Source organism: Limnovirga soli (assembly GCF_013106755.1).
GTDB classification, from domain to species: domain Bacteria; phylum Bacteroidota; class Bacteroidia; order Chitinophagales; family Chitinophagaceae; genus Limnovirga; species Limnovirga soli.
Map to the genome: position 1 here is coordinate 173,295 of NZ_WHPF01000004.1, position 21,789 is coordinate 195,083.

The 21,789-nt window shown below is 37.6% G+C and carries 14 protein-coding genes; 9 read left to right on the top strand and 5 right to left on the bottom strand.

Annotated elements, in window-relative coordinates; translation table 11 throughout:
• Nucleotide 1: 1 nt before the first annotated feature.
• Together GD597_RS06350 and GD597_RS06355 are read left to right on the top strand one after the other, a co-directional pair.
• On the top strand, nucleotides 2-745 hold the full coding sequence (locus GD597_RS06350; RefSeq protein WP_171606989.1) for a hypothetical protein: 744 nt from the start codon (nucleotides 2-4) through the stop codon (nucleotides 743-745).
• A 236-nt stretch (nucleotides 746-981) separates the two neighbouring features.
• Nucleotides 982-1,281 (top strand): STAS-like domain-containing protein, encoded by a 300-nt coding sequence (locus GD597_RS06355; protein WP_171606990.1) that lies wholly within the window; start codon nucleotides 982-984, stop codon nucleotides 1,279-1,281.
• A 512-nt stretch (nucleotides 1,282-1,793) separates the two neighbouring features.
• On the opposite strand, the gene GD597_RS06360 is transcribed toward GD597_RS06355, so the two are convergent.
• The 5 genes from GD597_RS06360 to GD597_RS06380 all read right to left on the bottom strand — a co-directional run bounded on the left by GD597_RS06360 (nucleotide 1,794) and on the right by GD597_RS06380 (nucleotide 9,564).
• A complete protein-coding gene (locus tag GD597_RS06360; protein WP_171606991.1) occupies nucleotides 1,794-2,933 on the bottom strand; it encodes a VWA domain-containing protein in 1,140 nt (379 codons plus the stop codon).
• 190 nt (nucleotides 2,934-3,123) lie between these two features.
• Complete coding sequence (locus GD597_RS06365) at nucleotides 3,124-5,388, bottom strand: DUF5682 family protein (RefSeq protein ID WP_171606992.1); 2,265 nt, start codon at nucleotides 5,386-5,388, stop codon at nucleotides 3,124-3,126.
• A gap of 278 nt (nucleotides 5,389-5,666) precedes the next feature.
• Entirely contained in the window at nucleotides 5,667-6,749 is a 1,083-nt protein-coding gene (locus GD597_RS06370; RefSeq protein ID WP_171606993.1) for an ATP-binding protein, read from the bottom strand.
• A gap of 26 nt (nucleotides 6,750-6,775) precedes the next feature.
• Nucleotides 6,776-8,263: a DUF5691 domain-containing protein gene (locus GD597_RS06375; protein ID WP_171606994.1), complete on the bottom strand. Its 1,488-nt coding sequence runs from the start codon at nucleotides 8,261-8,263 to the stop codon at nucleotides 6,776-6,778.
• Nucleotides 8,263-9,564, bottom strand: a complete 1,302-nt coding sequence (locus GD597_RS06380; RefSeq protein WP_171606995.1) for an SWIM zinc finger family protein — start codon at nucleotides 9,562-9,564, stop codon at nucleotides 8,263-8,265. The genes GD597_RS06375 and GD597_RS06380 overlap by 1 nt, the downstream gene beginning before the upstream one ends.
• 746 nt (nucleotides 9,565-10,310) lie before the next feature.
• Between GD597_RS06380 and GD597_RS06385 the strand changes: the two genes are divergently transcribed.
• The 7 genes from GD597_RS06385 to GD597_RS06415 all read left to right on the top strand — a co-directional run bounded on the left by GD597_RS06385 (nucleotide 10,311) and on the right by GD597_RS06415 (nucleotide 21,771).
• Nucleotides 10,311-12,002 (top strand): hypothetical protein, encoded by a 1,692-nt coding sequence (locus GD597_RS06385; RefSeq protein WP_171606996.1) that lies wholly within the window; start codon nucleotides 10,311-10,313, stop codon nucleotides 12,000-12,002.
• Nucleotides 12,003-12,018: 16 nt separating this feature from the next.
• The gene (locus GD597_RS06390; protein WP_171606997.1) at nucleotides 12,019-13,833 is read left to right on the top strand and encodes an SdrD B-like domain-containing protein; all 1,815 of its coding nucleotides are present in this window, start codon (nucleotides 12,019-12,021) and stop codon (nucleotides 13,831-13,833) included.
• 694 nt (nucleotides 13,834-14,527) lie between these two features.
• Nucleotides 14,528-15,175: a lysyl oxidase family protein gene (locus GD597_RS06395; RefSeq protein WP_171606998.1), complete on the top strand. Its 648-nt coding sequence runs from the start codon at nucleotides 14,528-14,530 to the stop codon at nucleotides 15,173-15,175.
• 13 nt (nucleotides 15,176-15,188) lie between these two features.
• On the top strand, nucleotides 15,189-17,261 hold the full coding sequence (locus tag GD597_RS06400; RefSeq protein WP_171606999.1) for a hypothetical protein: 2,073 nt from the start codon (nucleotides 15,189-15,191) through the stop codon (nucleotides 17,259-17,261).
• Between the two features lie 23 nt (nucleotides 17,262-17,284).
• Nucleotides 17,285-19,039, top strand: coding sequence for a M43 family zinc metalloprotease (locus GD597_RS06405; protein WP_171607000.1), 1,755 nt, complete (start codon nucleotides 17,285-17,287; stop codon nucleotides 19,037-19,039).
• A gap of 104 nt (nucleotides 19,040-19,143) precedes the next feature.
• A complete protein-coding gene (locus GD597_RS06410; protein WP_171607001.1) occupies nucleotides 19,144-20,895 on the top strand; it encodes a hypothetical protein in 1,752 nt (583 codons plus the stop codon).
• Nucleotides 20,896-20,901: 6 nt separating this feature from the next.
• On the top strand, nucleotides 20,902-21,771 hold the full coding sequence (locus tag GD597_RS06415; protein ID WP_171607002.1) for a hypothetical protein: 870 nt from the start codon (nucleotides 20,902-20,904) through the stop codon (nucleotides 21,769-21,771).
• Nucleotides 21,772-21,789: the final 18 nt, after the last annotated feature.

The following is a 21,789-nucleotide window of genomic DNA, read 5'->3' on the forward strand; positions in this document are numbered from 1 at the left end:
AATGACGAAATACGTTATCGATATTGATTTTAGAAAGTATACATCTCACCAACAATTGGTTGATGATATTTCTCCTGCATTTGCTGCCGTTAGCGACGATGAAGTAGAGATTACAATTCACCTTATCACTTATTATAGGTTCCTTTATTCTGATTTTTTATTATTGGTTGTTGCAGCAATCCAACAATTAAAAATGAATGGTGTAAAAGTATCAGGAAGAGTATATGCAGATTCAAATGATGAAAAAGTTAAGTATGCAAGCAGGGTAAATTTCTTTCATCAATTGGGGCTCGATTTCCCTGAAGACTTTACAAGATATAGCGGTACTGGAAAATTTACAGAAATATCAACCTTTGATAAAGATAGTATTTACAAGTTGCAGGACGAGTTAGCAATTATTTTGCATAAAAATGGTGGGATTAATGTTGAAGTATTGCAGATGCTGTACTGGTGTCTAAATGAGATTATGGATAATTTTCTTGTCCATTCAAAATTATCAACAGGTTGGGTTTCAGAGCAATTTTTCCCCAAGCAAAAAGAAATAAGGATGATTATTTGTGACACAGGAATTGGGATTCACAGAGCCTTAACAACATATCCTGGTAGCAAATATCAAAATATTTCAGAAGAAGAGGCATTAGGTCTTTGCATACAAAACAGGGTCACAAGTGGTGCGGGCATGGGTTTTGGGCTTTTTGCTTCATCAGAATTTATTAGGCAAAATGCTGGAAGTTTATTAATTTAATCTGGAAATTACTATCTCCATAATAATGATAAGCCTTTCAGCGTTACAAAAGGAAGCTTTTGGCACGGAACTTTCGTATTTCTACGTATAAATACTGACATACCAGTAGATTATAAACAAATTTTACCGGCGCATCATAGTTTACCTGACGACTATCAGGAATTTATAGAAAAAGTATTTGGAATAAACAGTGACCTATGGTAACTTTACCACCTTATTTTTAAACTAAGACCATTATGTTAATAGAGTTTGGTCAAATCGGAACACACCTTGGAACAAGGTTCGCTGGTGCTTCAGTTCGTGAAAAAATCATTTCTTCATTCGGTGAAACAGACAAATTTGTATTTGACTTTACCGGAGTTGAAACTGTTTCTAATTCATTCGCTGACGAATGTTTTGCGAAATTGATTTTTAATTTCGAGATGGAATACATCAAGGGAAAAACAACTTTCCAGAATGCTTCTCCTTTTATTAAAGCAGTAATTGCAAATGCTTTTAAAGAGAGGCTTTCTAAGTCAAGAGAAGTAGTAGTTTAAATTCCTCTGCCATTATTTGCGGAAAGTATTTTTATTGCGTTTAGGTAATTTGATTTAATTCGTTGCCTGTATTTCAATTTATACATACGTGGTGATTTTGCTTTCTGTAATCCACACATATAATTCACTTCGATTAAAGTAAAGTTTCTTGCCTTTTTTGAAATTTGGAATATTCCTTTCTAAAGTTTTTTTGTACAAAGCAGATTTTGACAAGCTAACATATTCTGGAAAATCCAGTCAAATTGACCCCCTAATACCAGCGTAAACTGACCCCCTACCGCCAGAGTGTGCTACCAAATTGGAAAATCCAGTCAAATTGACCCCCTTTCGCCACGGGAAACTGACCCCCTTCCGCCATTTTAAATTGACCCCCTAAAAACGGGGAAGGTTACTTTACAAGTAATTTGGGGGCATTCATTTTTCAATAAAAAACTAACTACACTAATATTCCTTCATGCGTCACCGAAAGTAGTGAGCTAAGTAGTCATCAAAAATTCGTAAATAAAAGAATCTTACTTTTTCATCACAATATCTTCTTTCGCCGCCCATTGACTAATATCCTGTTTACTTAATGCAGCAGCCATAAGATCAGGAAATTTATCTGGCGTGCATGCAAAAATGGGAATGCCGAGATTAGAGAAAAACTGTACATTGCCGTGGTCATATCCCGGCGCACCATCATCATTCAAAGCAAGTAATACAATGAGCTGCACACCCGCTGCAACAAGCTCTCCAGCCCGCTTACGCATTCCCTCTGCATTACCACCTTCGTACAGGTCTGTTACTAATACCAAAACAGTATCCATTGGCTTGGTAATGATCTGCTGACAATATGTTAAGGCTGCATGGATATCTGTACCGCCACCTAACTGTACACCAAATAATAAATCTACAGGATCATTCAGCTCTTCTGTAAGGTCCACAACAGCCGTATCAAATACAACCATCTTTGTTTTAATGGCAGGTATAGATGCCATCACAGAACCAAAGATGCCGGAGTAAACCACGGAAGTTCCCATAGACCCGCTTTGATCAAGACAAAGCACAACATCTTTCAATGATGATCTTTTACGGCCATAACCAATGCGTGTTTCAGGGATAATGGTTTTGTATTCAGGTTGGTAATGTTTTAGGTTCTTTAAAATAGTTGTATACCAGTTTATCTCATTATGCCGCGGCCTCCTGTTTCTTGCACTCCTGTTCAAACTGCCAATGATAGCCTGCTGTGTGGGTTGTGCCAGTTTCTTTAAAAGTTGATCTACTACTTTGCGAACCACCTGTCTCGCTGTATCCTTCGTTTTATCAGGTATCACCCTGCTTAAACTCATCAGGGTTGCTACAAGTTGTACATCAGCTTCAACATTTTCCAGCATCTCTTTTTCAAACAACATTTGTGTTAGGTTCAAACGTTTTAATGCATCCTGCTGCATTACCTGCACTACTGTTGATGGGAAAAATGTACGTATATCGCCCAGCCACCTGCTAACATTTGGGGAAGAAGGCCCAAGCCCGCCCTGTTTATCATTGTCGTACAATGCTTCAAGTGTTTTATCAATAGAAACATCTGTTTCCTGCAGCGAAAATCCGGTGCCGTCATTTTGCTGACCGCCCAATATTAAGCGCCATTTACGTGTATGCTGTTCGTTGCTCATTTTATGTATTTTATTAACCAAGCTAAGAATATGCATGATACTTCTCTTGCGTCGCACTCTTGTACGGTAACAATTCTATTGAGCAATTCCAATGCTATCCCGCTGCACTTTTTGCAAGCTATGTATAGTGAATGTTGCTCAGCAAAATTCCAGGAGTACAAGTGTGCGACGCAACGATGCTTCATCTGTGTTACTGCTGCCGGTAACCTAATAATTGCATCACAACAGGTATTCCTTGTTTCGCTCTTTCAAAATCAAAATTACTTTCTAATTGTTGCGCAATAATTCCGGTATTTACCGAATCACTTTTTTTAACTTTCTCGCCCAGTTTTCTTCTTTCAGCATTTGTGAAACCGGAAAAAGTTCTGCGCAACAAAGGCAATATTTCATTAAATACATTATCGTCCAGTTCCTTTACCCAATTATCAACTACACTCCACAGGTCGTTATCAATTAACAGTATGGTGCCGCTTCCTTTTAAAAAGCCTTCGAGCCACGCAGCGGCTGTGGCTGGCGGCGTTGCGGCAGACATAGCATAATAAAATACATGTACCAGCTCTTCTCCCTTCAGTAATTTATGATCTGTCAATAATCTTGTTGCATAACCTGCAATAATCGGCGAAGTATTTTTGTTTTTGACAATGGAGGATAAAGTTTGCTTCCATTGCAGTGTGATCTCCATTTGCTGAAGCACATTAATAGCATCATTCATTTTATAGAATAGTTCTAGCAAATGCTGCGAGGCAGTTTCATCAACTGCAGTGCAAGCGGCAGGCAGGCTGATACAGATTCTTATGATCATGCTGTTGATAATACCCAGCACCAATTCTGCATCTGTTTTTCTTACGTTGCCATAACGGTTTACGGTAACAAGATTGGGTATTACCTCCATTAACTGGATGACATCACCGGCAGCAGCCGCAAGGTTATTAACGCGGTTGATAAGCACTTCAATGGCCACAGGCATTTCAGCAGGAATAGTATTTTCAAGCAATGCACATACTTCTGTCAATGCATTTGCTTTTACCGCTTTTTCTGATACAAATTTCGTAGCGGCTTCTTCAACTGTGTTGCCCCAGGTTCCCTTTTCAATAATGTCAATAGAAAAAGCAGGGTCCCACTGTAGCCGCCATTGTTCTTTGAAAGTTCCTTTGCCGGAGACAGCATACTTGTTCCCCCATTTTATTTCGAGCAATTGCAAACGATGTAAAAAAATACTTCTTTCTAAATCATTTTCTTTCCGCAGGTCCAGTATATAATCTTTAAAATCCGCCGTGGGTGGAAGCCGCAATCGTTTTTGTATTTTTTCTATATCGTTTTGCAGTGGTGGCTTGGGTATATCCGCAGGCACTACACCAATGCGGTTACCTACAATCAGTTCATCTTGGATCAGTTGCAATAAAATGGTTTCTCCATTGCACAAAACACTCAATGTTGCTTCATTCAATTCCTCCAAACCAGCTTTTGACAAGTGACGTAAAGATGCCAATGACTCCGCCAACCGCACAGCTTCTATTACATTCGCAACAGAAGTATCCATTTGTTTTTTGCGCAACAGCTTGGCTACTTTAGCCATCCATCTTGTTCCATCATCTTTGGGATACTTCCATATATGATCATACCAGCCGGGAGAAGCAATGCCTGCACCATAACCACAGTAAAAACTTAAACGGTTATAGGTCCATAGTATCCAGGTACAATCCACTTTTGCTTTTGGTAATCCCTTCAGCAGTTCATTATCATCTTTTTGTTTGGGCATGTTTAATAAAGCAGGAGCGTGCCATGCACCACAAATCACAGCAATGTTTTGAAACATTTCTTTTTCAGCCTGCCTGATGGTTTTGCGCATGTGCGCTTCACGTAATTTTTCTATTCTGTCTTCTTTCTTTGGAAATGCTTCCCGTAAAACCTGCATAGCTTCTGCCACTGCATCAAAAACCTGGTCATTGTCGTTACGGTATTCAAACATTTGTTCCCACCATTTTTCGCCATCATCATAACCTGCTGCTAATGCGAGATAGCTAATAGGATCAATTTTAATTTCTTCTATCGCTTTTTCTTCATCAATTGTTTCAGCGTTATTATTTAATGAAACTGGAGCATCGTTTTTCAATGCTTCATTTTTTGTTTCCTGCTCTAATGCAAACTGATGCCCGATGGGCAAGTCCATAAACCGGACATGAATATTCTTTTTCCTCGCATAAATAATCGCCTGCCATTCCGGTGAAAATTCTGCAAAAGGATAGAAGACCGATTGCTGTGGATTATCGGGTTGATAAGCGAGTATGGCAACAGGTAGTTTTAACTCGTCATGCGTTGCCCATTGCAAGATAGCATCTGCCTCCGGCGGACCTTCCACCAGCACAATATCTGGTTGAATCTCTTCAAGAAATGCTTTTACATTTCTTGCCGAACCAGGACCATGATGCCGTATGCCTAAAATATGAACAGCCATTTTATATTTATATCTCTAATAAAGAATGAGGTACTCTAAGGTGAAAATTTAGTTATGGGCCTTGTACAATTATGATCGTTCCTTGTTACGGATTTGTTACTTCGTCACCCAAATTCCTCACTTGTACGTTCGGAACAATTTTGAGTCAAAAGCGATCAGCTATAAAACAGGACTTAATATGGAAACCTGACTGTTTGTTGCTGAAACATATTATGCAGTACAAGAGTGCGACGCAAGAATGCTTCATACATATTCAAAAGCAGGCTTCATAAATAATTTTACGAACCCATATCCCTGCATGCCCTGTAAATATCTTTCCAATCTTCTCGTGGCTTAACAACCGTTTCAAGATATTCCAGCCAGACAATTTTATCCTGCACAGGATCTTTCACTATGGAACCAATAATACCAGCGGCGAGATCGGCGGCATTTAACTGGCCATCACCAAAATAAGCAGCCATCGCTAAACCATTGTTCACAACAGAGATAGCTTCAGCAGTACTTAAAGAACCACTGGGTATTTTGATTTTTGTTTTACCATCAATTGTAACACCACTGCGCATTTCGCGAAAGATGGTTACAATACGCCGGATCTCTTTTAGAGCCGGTGGCTCGGCGGGTAATTCCATTATTTTTTCAAAACTTTCTACACGGCGTTTTACAATATCTATTTCTTCTTCTATTGAATCCGGCACGGGAAGTATCACGGTATTGAATCGGCGTTTTAAAGCGCTTGATAATTCGTTCACACCCTTGTCCCTGTTGTTTGCTGTAGCAATAATATTAAAGCCGCGTATTGCCTGCACTTCTATATTTAATTCAGGAACAGGCAAAGTTTTTTCTGAAAGGATGGTGATTAATGTGTCCTGTACATCGGCGCCTATTCTTGTCAACTCTTCAATCCTGGCAATTTTGCCATCTTTCATTGCACGTACAACTGGTGTTTCCACCAGGGCATTTTCTGATGGTCCTTCTGCAAGCAATTTTGCATAGTTCCATCCATAGCGCACCGACTCTTCACTAGTACCTGCTGTGCCTTGGATGATTAAGGTAGAATCGCCGCTGATTGCTGCAGCCAGGTGTTCACTGACCCAGCTTTTAGCAGTACCAGGCAGCCCATATAATAACAAAGCCCTGTCTGTAGTGAGTGTAGCAACAGCTATTTCCATTAGCCTTTTATTGCCTATATATTTTGGGGTAATTTCAAAACCGTTTTTTAATTTCCCGCCTATAAGATAGGTTACTACAGACTGAGGAGAGAGTTTCCAGTTTTGCGGGCGTTTATCAGAATCCTGCTTATGCAGTTCTTCCAGTTCTTCTGCAAATAGTTGCTCTGCATGTTGACGTAGGATTGTTGCCATATTTTTATTTTTACTGTTGAGTTTTATTATTGATTAAAAGCTGATAATATTTGCTGTTTTAATTGTATAAGTTTTATAATATACTCACACATATTACTCCACATTTTAGCGTTGTACTCTTCGGGTGGCGCATATTTTTCGAGCTCTTTAATAATCGTTGCCGGAATAAGGTGAATGTGTTCATTATAAAAATTACGGTTATACTGGTAAGGATTTTTTGCTGTATGTTTAAAAATAACACTTGTTAATTCAGGGCTCCATTCTTCATTTTCGTTACTGAGAAATTGAATAACTGAATCAGCAAAAGCTTCAATTTTATTTAATAAATATTTTATTCGTATATCTTTTGTAAGTAGGGGAAGCAAATCCTGATAATATTTGCTTTCTTCCTTGATAAACAGAATGGCCCATTCATTATTTTTAAATCTCCCAGTAGCAAGGCCTAAAGCGGGAAGATATCTTTCCAGGTCTTTATTATTGCTAAAAAGAATGTATACATTTTCAGCTGTATCATTAAAATGTTCCTGCCATAAATTAGGCGGCGTAAGACTAATAAGCTGATAGATAATATATTCTTCCTCGCTTATATTTTTTTGACTACTTAATTTTTCGATGCCTGTTTTAAAAATGCTTTCATCAATTACATTTGGTAATTTTATTTGTAAAACTGTTTTGGAAGATAAACCCAGCAATTTTTTTTCTTTTTTCAGCTCAATGCTTTGCTGCAGCAGGTTCCAATATTGCAGAATAATACCTGATGTCGGAATCAACTTTAATAAATGAAGTATTTCATCTTTTACCTTTTGGCTTTTTTCATTTAATAAACTTTCGAGCCAATTGATATCTTCAGCTGAGATATTGATCTTTAATTGCTTTAATAATTCCGCTTTACTATTTGCATTTTCTGTTGACCAGGATTGCGTTAGCCATTCCCTTGCTTTTGTAGGATCAGTTTCACGAAGCAGTTGCAATACTTTTTTTCTTTCATCGGGTGTTCCTGTTTGCCATAATTCTTCTGCCGTTGCCCGAACAGAAAAATTCCAATCAGGATTGAATTCACTTAGCCATTCACCACGCTTGCCACAGCACGCGGTTATAAACGGCCGTAATGTTTTATGATGACGACCAATATCTAATAAGGTTGGTATTAAATCGAGAATTACTAATTGTTGATTAACAACACATTGCTGTAACCAGAATTTTAGTAATGGAATACTTTCTTCATCCAGTATTTCCTTTAATATCTGTAATGTCTGCTTATTACAATAGGGCAGTTCTTCTGGCTGTGCAACCTTGATCGTAATTTCTTTCCGCAGAACAGGTGTAATACCGCTCTGCCGGTAATTAAATGCTATTGCTGCAATGTGAAGGAATTTTTCTTCTTTGTCAAGTGTTTCATTTGAACTCACATCGCCAAATATTGAAGACAGGTCAGGACATAATTCACCTGCATTCACCTGTTTTTTATCGGTGCCCAATAAAGCTGTATTTATGATGTTATCCCAAAATTGCATTAAAATATTTTGTACTCATGATTATACCATGCACCCAATGGTGTGTATTTATTCTCTTTACCTAGCACAGCAACAGGTAGTGCCTCACCTCCACTTATTGATAGAAGTTTCCATATGCCTTGATAATTTTCTGCAACAGCCATCATTTTCTGATCAGCATCCTGTAGCCACCATTGATTATTAAAATGTACAGGTTTCAACTGCTGTATCACGAATGGATATGCTTCTGCAAAAGGATAAAAGCTGTTGTTTGCTGTTTCTTTTGCCACAACCTCTTCCCAGTTCTGAAAAGCCTTAACAGGTAATAGATTTTTTGTGCTGAATTGTTGTTTTACTAATGCACGGATTGGAAAAGAACTACTATAGAAAACAAGTTCGGCGTCTGTAACTAATCCTGGCGTTAATGTAACAGATGGCACTTGGTTGCGTACATAAAACTGGAGTACCAACGCATATTGGTTTGTGTGTATGCCAAATAGCCAGTTACGTTCAACAGTGAGTTGTTCTTCCTGACTTACCTGTTTACCTAATACAAACCAATCATCTCGAATGCCCTGCTTTACCTTCAGTTCATCCTGGTTCTGTGTAAACCCAATAAGACTGCGGATATCATTCTGCAGTGTTTCATTTAATGATCCGGTATTTTTATATCCCTGAATCACTAGATATATTTTTACTATTTGATCCAGGAATAAAGTTTGCCATCCTTCTTTATAAAAATTAATATCCTCCAGAACGCGGACCATGCCAGCTAAACCAGGTGCCTGTGCGTCGACCATTCTCCGCGCTACGTTTTCATAATAAGCAGCGGTCTTTTCAGGAATATTAATGATGCCATTCCGAATAATATCTTTAATCCAAAGCAGAAGCTCATCTAAGCCGTCATCAACTTTTTGTTCACGGGCCTTTTGCCGCTTTGCCTGAGCAGCTTCATCAACTGGCTTATCTTTTTTGTCTGTTTTATTCTCTTCTTTTTCTGCACGTTTATTAATCCATTCACTCACCCAAGCCGGTCCTTCAGAGATTGAAAAATCTTTTGCCTGCCTTGAGTATAATAATAATAAACCTATTCCGTGTTTACAGGGGAATTTGCGGCTGGGACAAGAGCATTTAAAAGCAAGGTTTACTATATCAATTTGTGTTTGATATGGCTTGCTGCCGCTCCCCTGGCATTCGCCCCATAATGCCATCTCATTAGCTCCTTTGCTAATCCATTTGGCAGGATTAGCTAAATCTTTGCCCGATTTTTTGGATGATTCATCGGGGGCAAGTGCTAATATTTGTTCGTCTGAAAATTGCAAGGATTTAGAAATTTGGACCTAAGTTAAGGTTTTGTATTTTATTAAGAAATGTTTACACTAGTGAGTTTACATGTACTCATACCCTTATCCTAAAAAGATTTTAATCAATGAATAATCCTTACTCGCAAGGCCAGAAATAAACCAAATTAACAAGAAAGGCGCTATTCCTACAGGCAGATTTAAAGTGGAGAAACCTTTTTTGCATGGGATTTCCGGGCAAACCAATTCACAAAGAGCAAGGTTAACACCTATCAACCGGTCAAATTTTTCCGTAAGAACGGGAGGAAGGGATGGTTTTTTAATTCATCATACAGGGCCTTAAGGCTGTGATGGTGAGGTCCTCCCTTATTCGATAGTATTTTAAAATATAGAATTTGGGCTTATTTGCTTTAATTTCTATGGATGTGATTTGATATTTTTTCTGATGCTGCTTAAGCATTTTTTGTAGTTGCAAAAAAGATCAAATCACATCCAGATGCTCCCGGCAGGGATTCGATTTATTATACTCAATTCTTTGTAAGTGAATCGAAAAGGGAAGTAAAATTAACTTTAAATAAAAATGGGAGGCTTCAATATTAATTGACTTCCATGATAAAATATTTAGCGCTTTGCTATTGCCCCTAATTTTTTTAAATGAGGATATAATATTAATTTTTTAAATAAAAAACGCATTAATAAAAAAAAATATTAAATTGTTTTAGAATACGAATTGTCCTTTCTTTTCCCATCATGAAAACTCTCCTTATATGTTTAAAAAACAATGCCTTACTATGGTATGTTTTATCTGCAGTTTTATGCTCCATGCCCAGGAAAATGCAATCTCTGTCAGCAACTTTACTGTAAAGAATCAACTGCAATCAAACATCAGCGAATGGGGCAACACGCCGGGCGCTCTTTTACTAGTAGCGCAAAATAGTAGCTGGGGCGACAGGCCTGTAAAGTTGTTAATTGCTGTAAAAAAGGGCGATAGTAAAATTTGCGGAATTGCAGATGGTATTACCCTAGACTATTTTAAAGCACGCAGCTTTGGAACAAATGAATTGCTGGCAGGGCTTGGCAATTGCGAAACGCTGCCACCCGGTATTTATTCATTGTGTGTCCAGTTCAGGGGAATGAGCGATAACCGCCAGTGGGTAAATATTAGCCCAGAAGTATGCAAACCGTTTACTGTGGATGGCGGCACAAACAATCAAAAATATACAGGGCCTGCACCAATATTTCCTGAGAATAATAAAATATTTACTGAGCAGGATATTAAAAAGCCTCTTACATTCAGATGGACTCCAGTAGTTCCTAAACCGCAAGAACCAGTAACATATCGTTTAAAAGTATGGCAGCTTATGCAGGGCCAAAACAGTACGGAGGCTCTAAGAACAAATCCGCCAATAGTAACAAAGGATGTTGATAATTTTACGCAAACAATTGTTGCAAATTTGCTAACTGGCCCATGTAAACCACCTTACCTCTGTGATTTTGTTTGGACTGTGCAGGCTATTAATAGAGAAGGAAAGCCTTGGGGTGAGAATATTGGAGAAAGTGAACCAAGTTTATTTAGTGTAAGTAGTGCCGGTTGCGGAACAAATAAAGATATTGTAACAATTACCTGTAAAGGATGGGTAAATGGATTGCCAACATACAATGTATCTATTGTGTTTAACAATGTGATTCCAATTACAGGTGGACAACAATGTACTACAATGATGAATGGGATAACGGCTACTCTAGGAACTATAAGTGGAATAAATACATTGCCCGTGACTATTCCAGTTGGCGGAAATTCACCTGCAATTTCTTTTACTTATACACCTGCAAATTCAACGCAAACCGCTGTAACATTTAATTATACCGGGATTTGGAATGATGGAAATAATAACACCAGCAATTTTAATAGTGGACTAATAACCTTACCCAGCTGCGTATGCAATTCTTGTGACCTCATTCAATGGAATATCGGTACGGCTACACAAGCATTGTTAGGCAACTACATGAATATTATACAGCCCTTTAACCCAACAGGTTATGGAAACATAGTTGGTGTAAAAGCCGAAATAATAACTTTTGAAAGATATGTAGGTGATAGCTGTATGAGCTGCAATAAAGACTGGAATCAATGGGGTAATTTTACAGCAGGCAATTATGCAGGTCTTAGCGGAAGTTTAGCTGCCGCTTCACCCCCCATTACGGGGTTTACTCACCATGCAATTTATTTCAATGCAACAGGACCTGGTAGTTTTAACCTTAGTATAAGTACACCACCTTTAAGTAATTTAAGTTGTTGTTGCGACAGGGTGGCTGTTACCATTCGTTACACTTATACTTTCAAAGCAAGTGATGGGACTTGTACATACTGCAGTTTTGTAAAAAGGTATGAATTTTTTAAAGGCAATTGCCGGGGAATTCCTGTTCCGATTGATACACCCGTTAACCCTACTAAATAATTATAAAAATTATACGATGAAAAAGATATTTTATATAAACTATTTAATTCTTATAGTTAACATTATAGAGATTAATCCTGTAAAAGCGCAAAGTTGTGTTCTTACAAATAATTTAAATGTAAGTACAGGGATTAGCACAATAGGATCAAACCTTACAACTAACGGGCAAATAGACCCATATTGGCAATTAACAAATGTTGCTCCTCCATCTGTGAATACAGTTGGAGGAATAAATATTCCTAATGCATACACAATAATATCGGGATCTTCAGTGGGTTATTCAAATTGGTGCCAGATTCCGGGAACTGTTTCTTTGAATGTTATTCCAAACTATATTTTTGGCACTAATAATATAAATCTAACACAACCCTGGAAATTTAGGAGAAAATTTTCAGTAACAGCATCTGGAACGATTACCATTAGTGGAAGTTATATAGGTGATGATCAATCTGAATTACATATCTGTGATCCTTCAGGAACAGTTTTGTTTACAGATAATCAAGCTGGTTGGAGTATAATAAAACAATTTAGCAAAACCCTTCAGGTTAACCAAGGTTGTTATTTTATCGAGCTTTCATTAACAAATGTTGGCTCAGGATTAATGGGCTTTGCAATGAATGCTAATATCACATCTACAAGTAATATTCTGTCTAATCCTTCTTTACAATGCTGCTCCGCTTCCATTATTTCAGGACAGAAATGGATTGATAATAATTGTAACGGAAAAATTGATGCTGGGGACGCGCCTGGGGCAGGGTGGGTGTTCAATTTATTGAATGGCAGCACCATAATTCAAACATCTGTTTCTGATGCTAATGGTCAATTCTATTTTAATAATATTCCAATTGGCACTTATACAATTGCTGAAGTTATTCAATCGGGTTATTCTCCTATTAGCCCCGCTGGAGGCACTCAAACAGTAAGCGTATCACAAAATAATAGCGTAATTCTTTTAAATAATTTTTTGAATTGTAAAGCGCCTCCCTGCCAATGTGGGCAATTCGACTCATTAATATATAATAATACTACATACACAACAAATTGGCCAAATCTTAGCTTGGGCCAGGGGCTTGCTTCAGGCATATTGACTGCTTTTTATCATTGTAATCCTAGTACCGAAGGTTGCACAACTTCATATAATTGGCAGGTTTTGGCAAATGGTACTCCACTTAGCCCTGCAATCATAAGCACAACAAACAGTTTCAATTTATCGTTGCTTAATGGCTTGGCTTGCGGCACGTATACTATAAAAGTAACTCCAACCTGTGGTACAACGGCTTGCACTCCTAAAACTATTCTTGTAAAATTTGATTGTCCGCCGCTCCCATGCCCATGTGTGGGAATGCCTCCTGTTATTACACAATCTGCGGTAAATGTTATTACGCAAAATAATGCAAGCAATGCCAATCCGGTTTCTACAATAACAACAAATTTTACACTTACAACATCAGTTCCGATATCAGAGGTGAGGATACTAATTGATGAGTTCAGGTTAACAACCACAGCAGGTAATGAAAATTGTATGCTTTGCAGAAATAAGCCTCAAACATGGGCAAATATCAATTCAGCTACTTTAACTGGTGTAACAAATCAAACAATTGTTAATCCATCCGCTTTGGAAAAAGATATACGAGAATTGGTATTTAATAACGGTGCGGGCACAGCCTTTAACCTTAATGGAAATATATTGAGCTTAACCCTTGGCCTACCTGGTGTTACAGGTCTCGATTGCTGCACACTTAAAGCAGATGTTTGCATCAAGTTTATCATCAGAGATGTGAACTGCTGTGAAAGGGAAATAATGAAATGCTTCACGTTTAACCTGCAATAGAAATGAATAATATTATAATACAAAGCAGGAAAATTAATATGCCTGCTTTATGTATTATTTTAACATGCTGATTTTTTTGTAATACAACGGCACAAACATTTTCTGTAAAAAATGTAGGACAGTATGATTATGCTAATAAGTTTTTTATTCAGGAAATTCCCATATATGTACATGAGTTGCCAAAAAAAGCTGATGCATATTTTGGCATTGAAAAAATACAGTTAACAATTCATCATACACGGGTAAGTAATTTAAAAACACAATTACAATCACCAAACGGGAGCAATATTTAGGTTGCCAACCCAAATGGGGGTACTAATGGCCAAAACTATATACACACTACATTTCGGCAATATGGGAAAAATGGTTTAATAAATAAGTCGAAACCGCCTTTTACAGACAATTATACATCAGACGGAGAATTGTCAAGTTTTAACAATGGGAGCAACCCAAATGGGATATGGAAATTGCTGATCGAGGATTTGAAAGAAGGTGAAACAGGTTTTCTGGACTCTGTAAATATTACGTTTGGCAGCAAGCCTGCCTTTATAAGGCAAAGACAATATTGCAATTTTAATCAGCCTGAATTATGTGTTTGTAATAAGAATGAAAAAACTTGTGAATTGTTTCCGGATTTAGTGGGGGTCCTGCAATTTTCAAAAAACAGTACAATGAGTTTGCATGGAATGACCCCATGTATCCAGGCCAGTTGAAAATAGCTGTGGCTATTGCCAACATTGGTTTAGGTCCTTTGGAAGTAGCACCAGAAACAACATTAACAGGCAGTTGTTGTGAGGGAGATACAACTGAAAATAAAGATGAAAAAAGATATTGCCTGTTTCAGAAAATATATACAAAAACAGGTAACGGCTTTTCAGAAAGAAAATTTAAAACAGGGACTATTTATTTTGAAAGCAAACCTGGCCACCAGCACTTACATGTAGATGACTGGATTGAAATGCGGCTTATAAAGATGAGTAAAGGAAAAAGAGTTGTTGCATGTAAAGGTCAAAAAGTAAGTTATTGTTTATTCACTACAGGTATGTTGTATGATAAAGACAGCAGCAGTTATTTCAATAAAAAGTTTTACGGAGAAGGCATGCCCAATTTTGCTTTGGGGGAATATTATGCATGCAGTCTTGCAAAGCAAGGCATTAGTGTTGGGGGGTACGATTATTATGGCATGATGTACGAAGGTCAGTTTTTACAACTACCAAAGGGTTTTAAAAATGGTGAATATATTATGGAATTTGAAATAGATCCTGCTCATAAATACATAGAGAGCAATAAAGCAAACAATATTTTTTCAATGAAAATAAATATTCAAAAACAAAAATTATAATAAAATCAGAAAAATGAAAAAAATATATCATATACTTTTCATACTGCTATTGAATAGCAGCTTACTCCATGCCCAGGAAAACGAAATCTCCATCACCAATTTTACAGTTAAGAACGAACTGCCGCCAAGCATCGGCGAATGGGGCAATACGCCCGGTGCTCTCTTACTGGTAGCACAAAATAATACCTGGGGTGACAGGCCGGTAAAGTTATTGATTGCTCTAAGAAAAGGGGATAGTAAAATTTGCGGTATAGCAGATGGTATTGCCTTAGACTATTTTAAAACCGGCAGTTTTCAAACCAAAGATATGCTGGCAGCTTTAGGCAACTGTGAAGCATTAACCCCCGGCGATTACACTTTATGCGCCAGTTTTAGGGGGATGAGCGATAACCGGCAATGGGTGGATATTAGCGCAGAAATATGCAAGCCATTTACAGTTGGTGGCGGCAGTTCAGATAACCAAAAATATACAGGCCCTTCAATTATTGCTCCAGCTAATAATAAGGTAATTGCAGAGAAGGAAGCAAATGCACCCATAACATTCCGATGGACGCCTGTTGTTCCGAAGCCAAAGGAGCCGGTAACATACCGCTTAAAAGTATGGCAGCTTATGCAGGGGCAAACAGGTGCACAGGCCATGAAAGTAAACCAGACAATAGTGGAAAAAAATGTAGAAAACCTTACTCAAACAAATATTACCAGTGGGTTATTTCCATGTAGCCCAAATTGTCGGTTTGTGTGGGCAGTACAAGCTACAAACAGCGAAAGTAAGCCTTTTGGAGAGAATAATGGAATGAGTGACATTGCACAAATCTATTTTGACAATGATGGTCAAAATAAAACTTCAAACTTGACTAAAACTTCTAATAAAATCAATAGTGTTGGTAATATAAATAATTCACAAAACAGACAAGATCCTAATATAGATCCTAGCACTTGGAATGATCCGAATTCCTGTGCATATATAACTCCATGGTATACAGGAGGAAACTCTAATCCTTTAAACTCAACTGCAGGAACATGCACCAATCAGGATTTTATTTTAAAAGCAAATGATAATAAAGCACTTTGGGTTAAAACCAATAGCAACATAGGTATTGGAACTGAATACCCTAATCGAAAGTTTAGTGTAAACGGAGATGTAAGTATTGGACTTGGGTATAGTAATGCAGGCATTGGAGGTAATGGAATTGAAATATTAGGAGGTGGGCAGGTGCCCACACGAAGAGGAATAAGTACTGATGCTGATCCAAATGGGCACTTTGATTTCTTTATTAATGGATGGCAATCTGCGAATGGTATTCCTGAATTCAGATTTAAGAATGGTATTTTAAATAACGGAAATGCAGGAAATTCTGCTATTGCGCCTGATTTAATGCGAATAGATGGTTTGGGCAGGATAACAATTAACAACTCTAACACTACTTTGACTGATAAAGCTTTTACGATTGTTAACAATACAAACCCGGTATTACCATTTGACTATTTTACCGTGAATGGTGATGGAAGAACGGTGATTAATTCAACTAACGCAACTCCATTTAAATTATGGGATGGGCCTGGTGGGACTTATAACTATGAATTCAAGCAATCAGGAGGTAAGCTAGGTATATGGACGCTAAATAGTTTATTTTCTTATGGTTTTGGTATTGATAATAGTGCAGTAGGACATATTTGGGCGGATGTAAATCAAAAGCACCAGGTGATAAATTTCAAAATGGGTTCCTTCGGTTCATCACAGGTTTGGATTGGTGATAAACAGCCAATTGGCACTCATTCAAACTATAGATTAGCAGTAAAGGGAAAACTTGTTGCACAATCATTATATATTACTGCTGCTACTCAGGCCAATTGGGCGGATTATGTTTTTGATGATAATTATAAGTTACCAAACCTTTATGATATAGAGTCTTACTATACAAAGAACAATCACTTACCAGAAATACCTAGCGCTGAAGAAGTGGTAGAAAAAGGAATCAATGTTGGGGAAATGAATGCACTTCTTTTGAAAAAAATTGAGGAGTTAACTATTTTAATGGTAAAGCAACAAAGAGAAATTGACGAACTGAAATCGAAAGTAAATTAGAATCACTTCCTTAAATTGATTTCATGAAAAAGCAATATCGCATTTTAATTTTTTTTACTTGTGTAACATTTTGTACCCATAATACTAATGCACAAACAATGCATTGTGGTACAACTTATTTTGAAACTGAATTAAAAAATACTGACCCTAATTACTTAGGTAGGGTGCTACAATTGCAATCAGGCATTCAGGATACGATTAATGCACATCATTTAAATTCTTTATTATCCAGAGCTTCCTTAATATGGGGAGTTAAAAGAATTCCGGTTGTTGTTCATGTCATTGGCAATGCAAGGAATAATGCAGCCTTAAGCACTGCATTTAGCGTTCAACAACTGATAATTGACAAACTTAATGAAGATTTCAGAAAAATGACTAGCACACCGGGTTATGGAAACGGTGTGGATGCAGAAATTGAATTTTGTTTAGCACAAAAAGATCCAAATGGATTACCAACCACGGGTGTTTTATCTGTAAATGACAACTCTCATGGCCCTTACTCAAAAGCAGATGATATCTTAATAAAAAACTGGTCTCACTGGCCTCCGGATAAATACCTTAATATATGGATTTGCGATTTAACGGGCAGTAATGTTCAAGCCTGGGGTTCTGACCCTTCAATGTATTTTACAAGCAATGTTCCGGCTACAAAAAACAGAGACGGGGTTGTTTGTGATATGAACGCTTTTGGTACAAGAATATTAACTCATGAAATAGGTCACTGGTTAAATCTAAAACATACATACAGTGATGCTCAAAAGGATTGCATATATACAGACTTTTGTGGTGATACCCCTTTTTGTTTCGGAGGCTCCGGTTCAGATTTAACAAATAACTGTCTTCCACCTAATCAATGTACAACTGAAAATAATAATGGAATTTCCACAAGGCAAGTTGCTAATTATATGGACGATGCTGAAGATTGTATGAATATGTTTACTACTGATCAAACAACAAGAATGCAATTAACTCTTAGTAACATAAGAAATGGAATTTTACAAAATTCTGCTGCTGCTTGTTTAGCGCCACCTATTCCAACTACTTGTTTAAATCATATACAAGATCCTGGTGAGGAAGACATTGATTGTGGCGGGATTTGTCCTCCATGTTTTGTGGGCGGGTGCAGAACCGTAGCGTTTAAGATTAATGGCCGAACAACGAGTTGGGGAAATATTACAAATGTTAATTTGAATTGTCCTATAAAAATAATACCTGATCAATGTGTTTGGGCATTTACTCAAATTTATAAAGAACATTTGTCCGCCTCTGATCCAAATGCGTGGTTTTGTACCTGCACAAATTTTTGTATGACTTCCAAGGCTAAATATGAATGCTCCTATAAGGTTTTGTATATTTCTATTCAGGAATGTGATGAGAATTTCCAAATGATAGGCACCGAATCAGGACAATGGTTTGATGTTACAAATTCATTTTTATATACGCAAACTATCGACCTTTTCGATTATTTAAATATTTTAGGTAATCCTCTTGCACATGGCAAATATTTTAAAATTAAGATTGCCTTTACAACTAATATAATGCATGAGTGGCAGGAGCATACTGGATTTATTAAAGTTTTTGAACCCAATGTTTTTCTCACAAACAAAACGATTACTAATTCTCAGGTTGCAGATAATATTACCATAAATAATTGTTCTGCTAATTCTCCAATTAATGTTGTTGCAAGCAATGCAATAGAAATATTACCAAACACATCATTAACTGATGGCAGTTATTTTATAAATACTATAGATTGTAATAATATAAGTAATTATTAGAATTGTATTTGTTAGTAGTATTCTGCAGTAATACTGTACAAGTGTGCGACGCAACAAAAGCTTCATAGTAATTCAATAGCCGGGCCAATAAAAAATTCTAAACAATGAAAAAAATTTTAATCATACTCCTGCTTTTCTCCACCGCAAACCTCTTTGCGCAGCAACCCTCACCGCCCAAAATTTCTTTGGGTGGCAGCATGGGTGTAAGCTATGAAGGCTATGGATTAGACCTTAACCCGGCGGGCAGTTATTATGCGCCACGCAGACCCTGGAACCTGGTACGATTTAACTTTGCACCCACATTTAATTTTGGCAAATGGGGCCTGCCGGTGAATATTAATTTCACACCCCAGCAAACAAATTTTGTAACACCTTCTACTCTGGGTGGCTATGGCAGCATTGGCGGCAAGCCACAAAATTTGTGGCAGTTCCTTACCAATCCGTTGAACAATTTTGGTGTCAGCCCAAAATACAAATGGGCAGAGTTGCAGTTGGGTACACAATACCTTAATTACAGTGAATTAAGCACAGGCGATATTGGCTTATTTGGTTATGGTTTTGCATTGACGCCGAAAAAATTCCGTGTCAGGTTTTTTAATGGTGTAAGCCAGCGCCCCATCAGTTACAATGCATTGGCAACACCGCCCATTATAGGCGCCTATCAAAGAAACAACTGGATGGCGCAACTGGGTATGGAAGAAGAGGGAAAATATTCGGTTAGTCTCAATTTTGCAAAAGGCAAGGACAAGCTGAGCAGCGTAAACCCTGCACCACCTGCCCTTTCAGGCATATTGCCACAGGAAGGTTTTACAGCAAGCTTTGTGGTAAAAACCACTATTGCAAAAAATTACTACTTCAATTCTGAATTTGCCCACAGCATATACACTCTAGATGAAACGCAACCCTTAACAGTTATTGGCGTTAAAGATTTGCAACCATTTATTAAGGCCAATACCAGTACATTGGCAGACAATGCAGCAAAAATTTCTATCGGGCGTAAAAGCAAAAATTTTGATATAGGTATCAGTACAAAATATTTGGGTGCAGGTTTTCAAACAGCAGGTTACCCTTTTATGCAACCCGACCGTTGGGATTATACGTTGAATACGAGACTGAACGCATGGAAAAATAAAATGAACATAACTGCAAGCATTGGGCAGCGTATGAACAACCTGAGCAATACCACGCTAAAATCGAAACAACTGATTGCAAACGTGAACTGGTTTACACAGTTCAGCGATCACTTTAGTGTAAATGCTTTCTATAGCAATTTTGGTTTTCAAACAAGCGGGATAAATGGTTTGCGCAATGTGGCAAACGATTTAAGCATCAACCCTACTTATACTTGGACGACAGAAAAAATCATGCACAATATTACAGGCACGTATAGTTGGAGTAAATATGATGAGCGTACGAATTATAACCCATTAGTTACTACGCATAACAATACACATACAGCACTGATTACCTATATACCCACTTACCTTAATAAGAAAGTTTCAACAGATTTTACGGCTATGTATTTTTTGAATAAAACACCATTGCTTCCCAATCAATTTTTAAAAACAACCTTTTATTCCCTTAGCAGCAATATTGGTTTACCCATTGCAAGAGATAAATTAAAACTCAAGGGGCAGCTGATGTACACTTATAATAAAACTGATGGAACACTACCAAAATCAGATGGCGGCAATATATTGGCAACTGCGGGTGCAGACTGGAATATAACTAAAAAACTAAAATGGAATATTTCCATGACTGGCAGCCTCTTCAAATACACAAAAGATTTTTTGCCACCCAGTGCACGGTATCTTGAAAGCACAGTGCGTACATCATTTAATTATCGCTTTAAATAAAACGGCATGAAAAAAATATTCATCATAGCACTTATATTTTTTACAAGATACAATAGTTTGAATGCTCAACTATTCAGGACACAAATGACGCTGAGTGCACGCCCAACTGCGTTGCTAAGCAACTGGGCACAGCGTCCAGAAATACTGATTTATACCATTAATTATGAAGGCCCTGAAAATTTTCCTGTAAAAATAAAAGCAAACTTCAGCGATGGTGCGGGCAATCTTATTGGCACAAGCGATCTGAATTTTGTACCCAATTCTTTTTTCAATGTAGGCACTACAATATTGCTTAGCAAAGATGCATTACTTTTTCAAAGCATACGGTTTACAGGAAGCATTCAGCGTACATTATTACAAACAGGCCGACTGCCTGCAGGCAGCTACCAGCTTACATTACAGCTTTTAAATGCAACCACACTTGAGCCGCTAAATGAGGGCGATACTAGGCCATTCACTATCCTGAGTTATCAATTACCTATATTGATGCAACCACAAAACGAAAGTATATTAAGTGCTGAACAATCGGCTGTAGCCATCACTTTCAGATGGACGCCCCTGGCACCTGCGCCTACACAGGAACGTACCAGTTTTCAACTGCAGATTTTCGAAATACAGGAAGGTCAAACACCCATGCAGGCATTTCGTAGCAACCGTCCATTGTTAGACGAGCAGGTAAACGGTGTAACACAATTCATCTGGCGTCCCCAATTATATTTGGCCGACAGTGCACAAAACAGAAAATTTATCTGGACCATCCAAACTCTTGATTCAAATGGATTTGGTTTTAATAATGGTACAGGTGATGGTCGTAGTGAACCGTTTTGGTTTCAGGTAAAATCAACAAGAGAAATATTAGAACAGAGAAAGCAGTAAGTAATATTTTGGACTAAG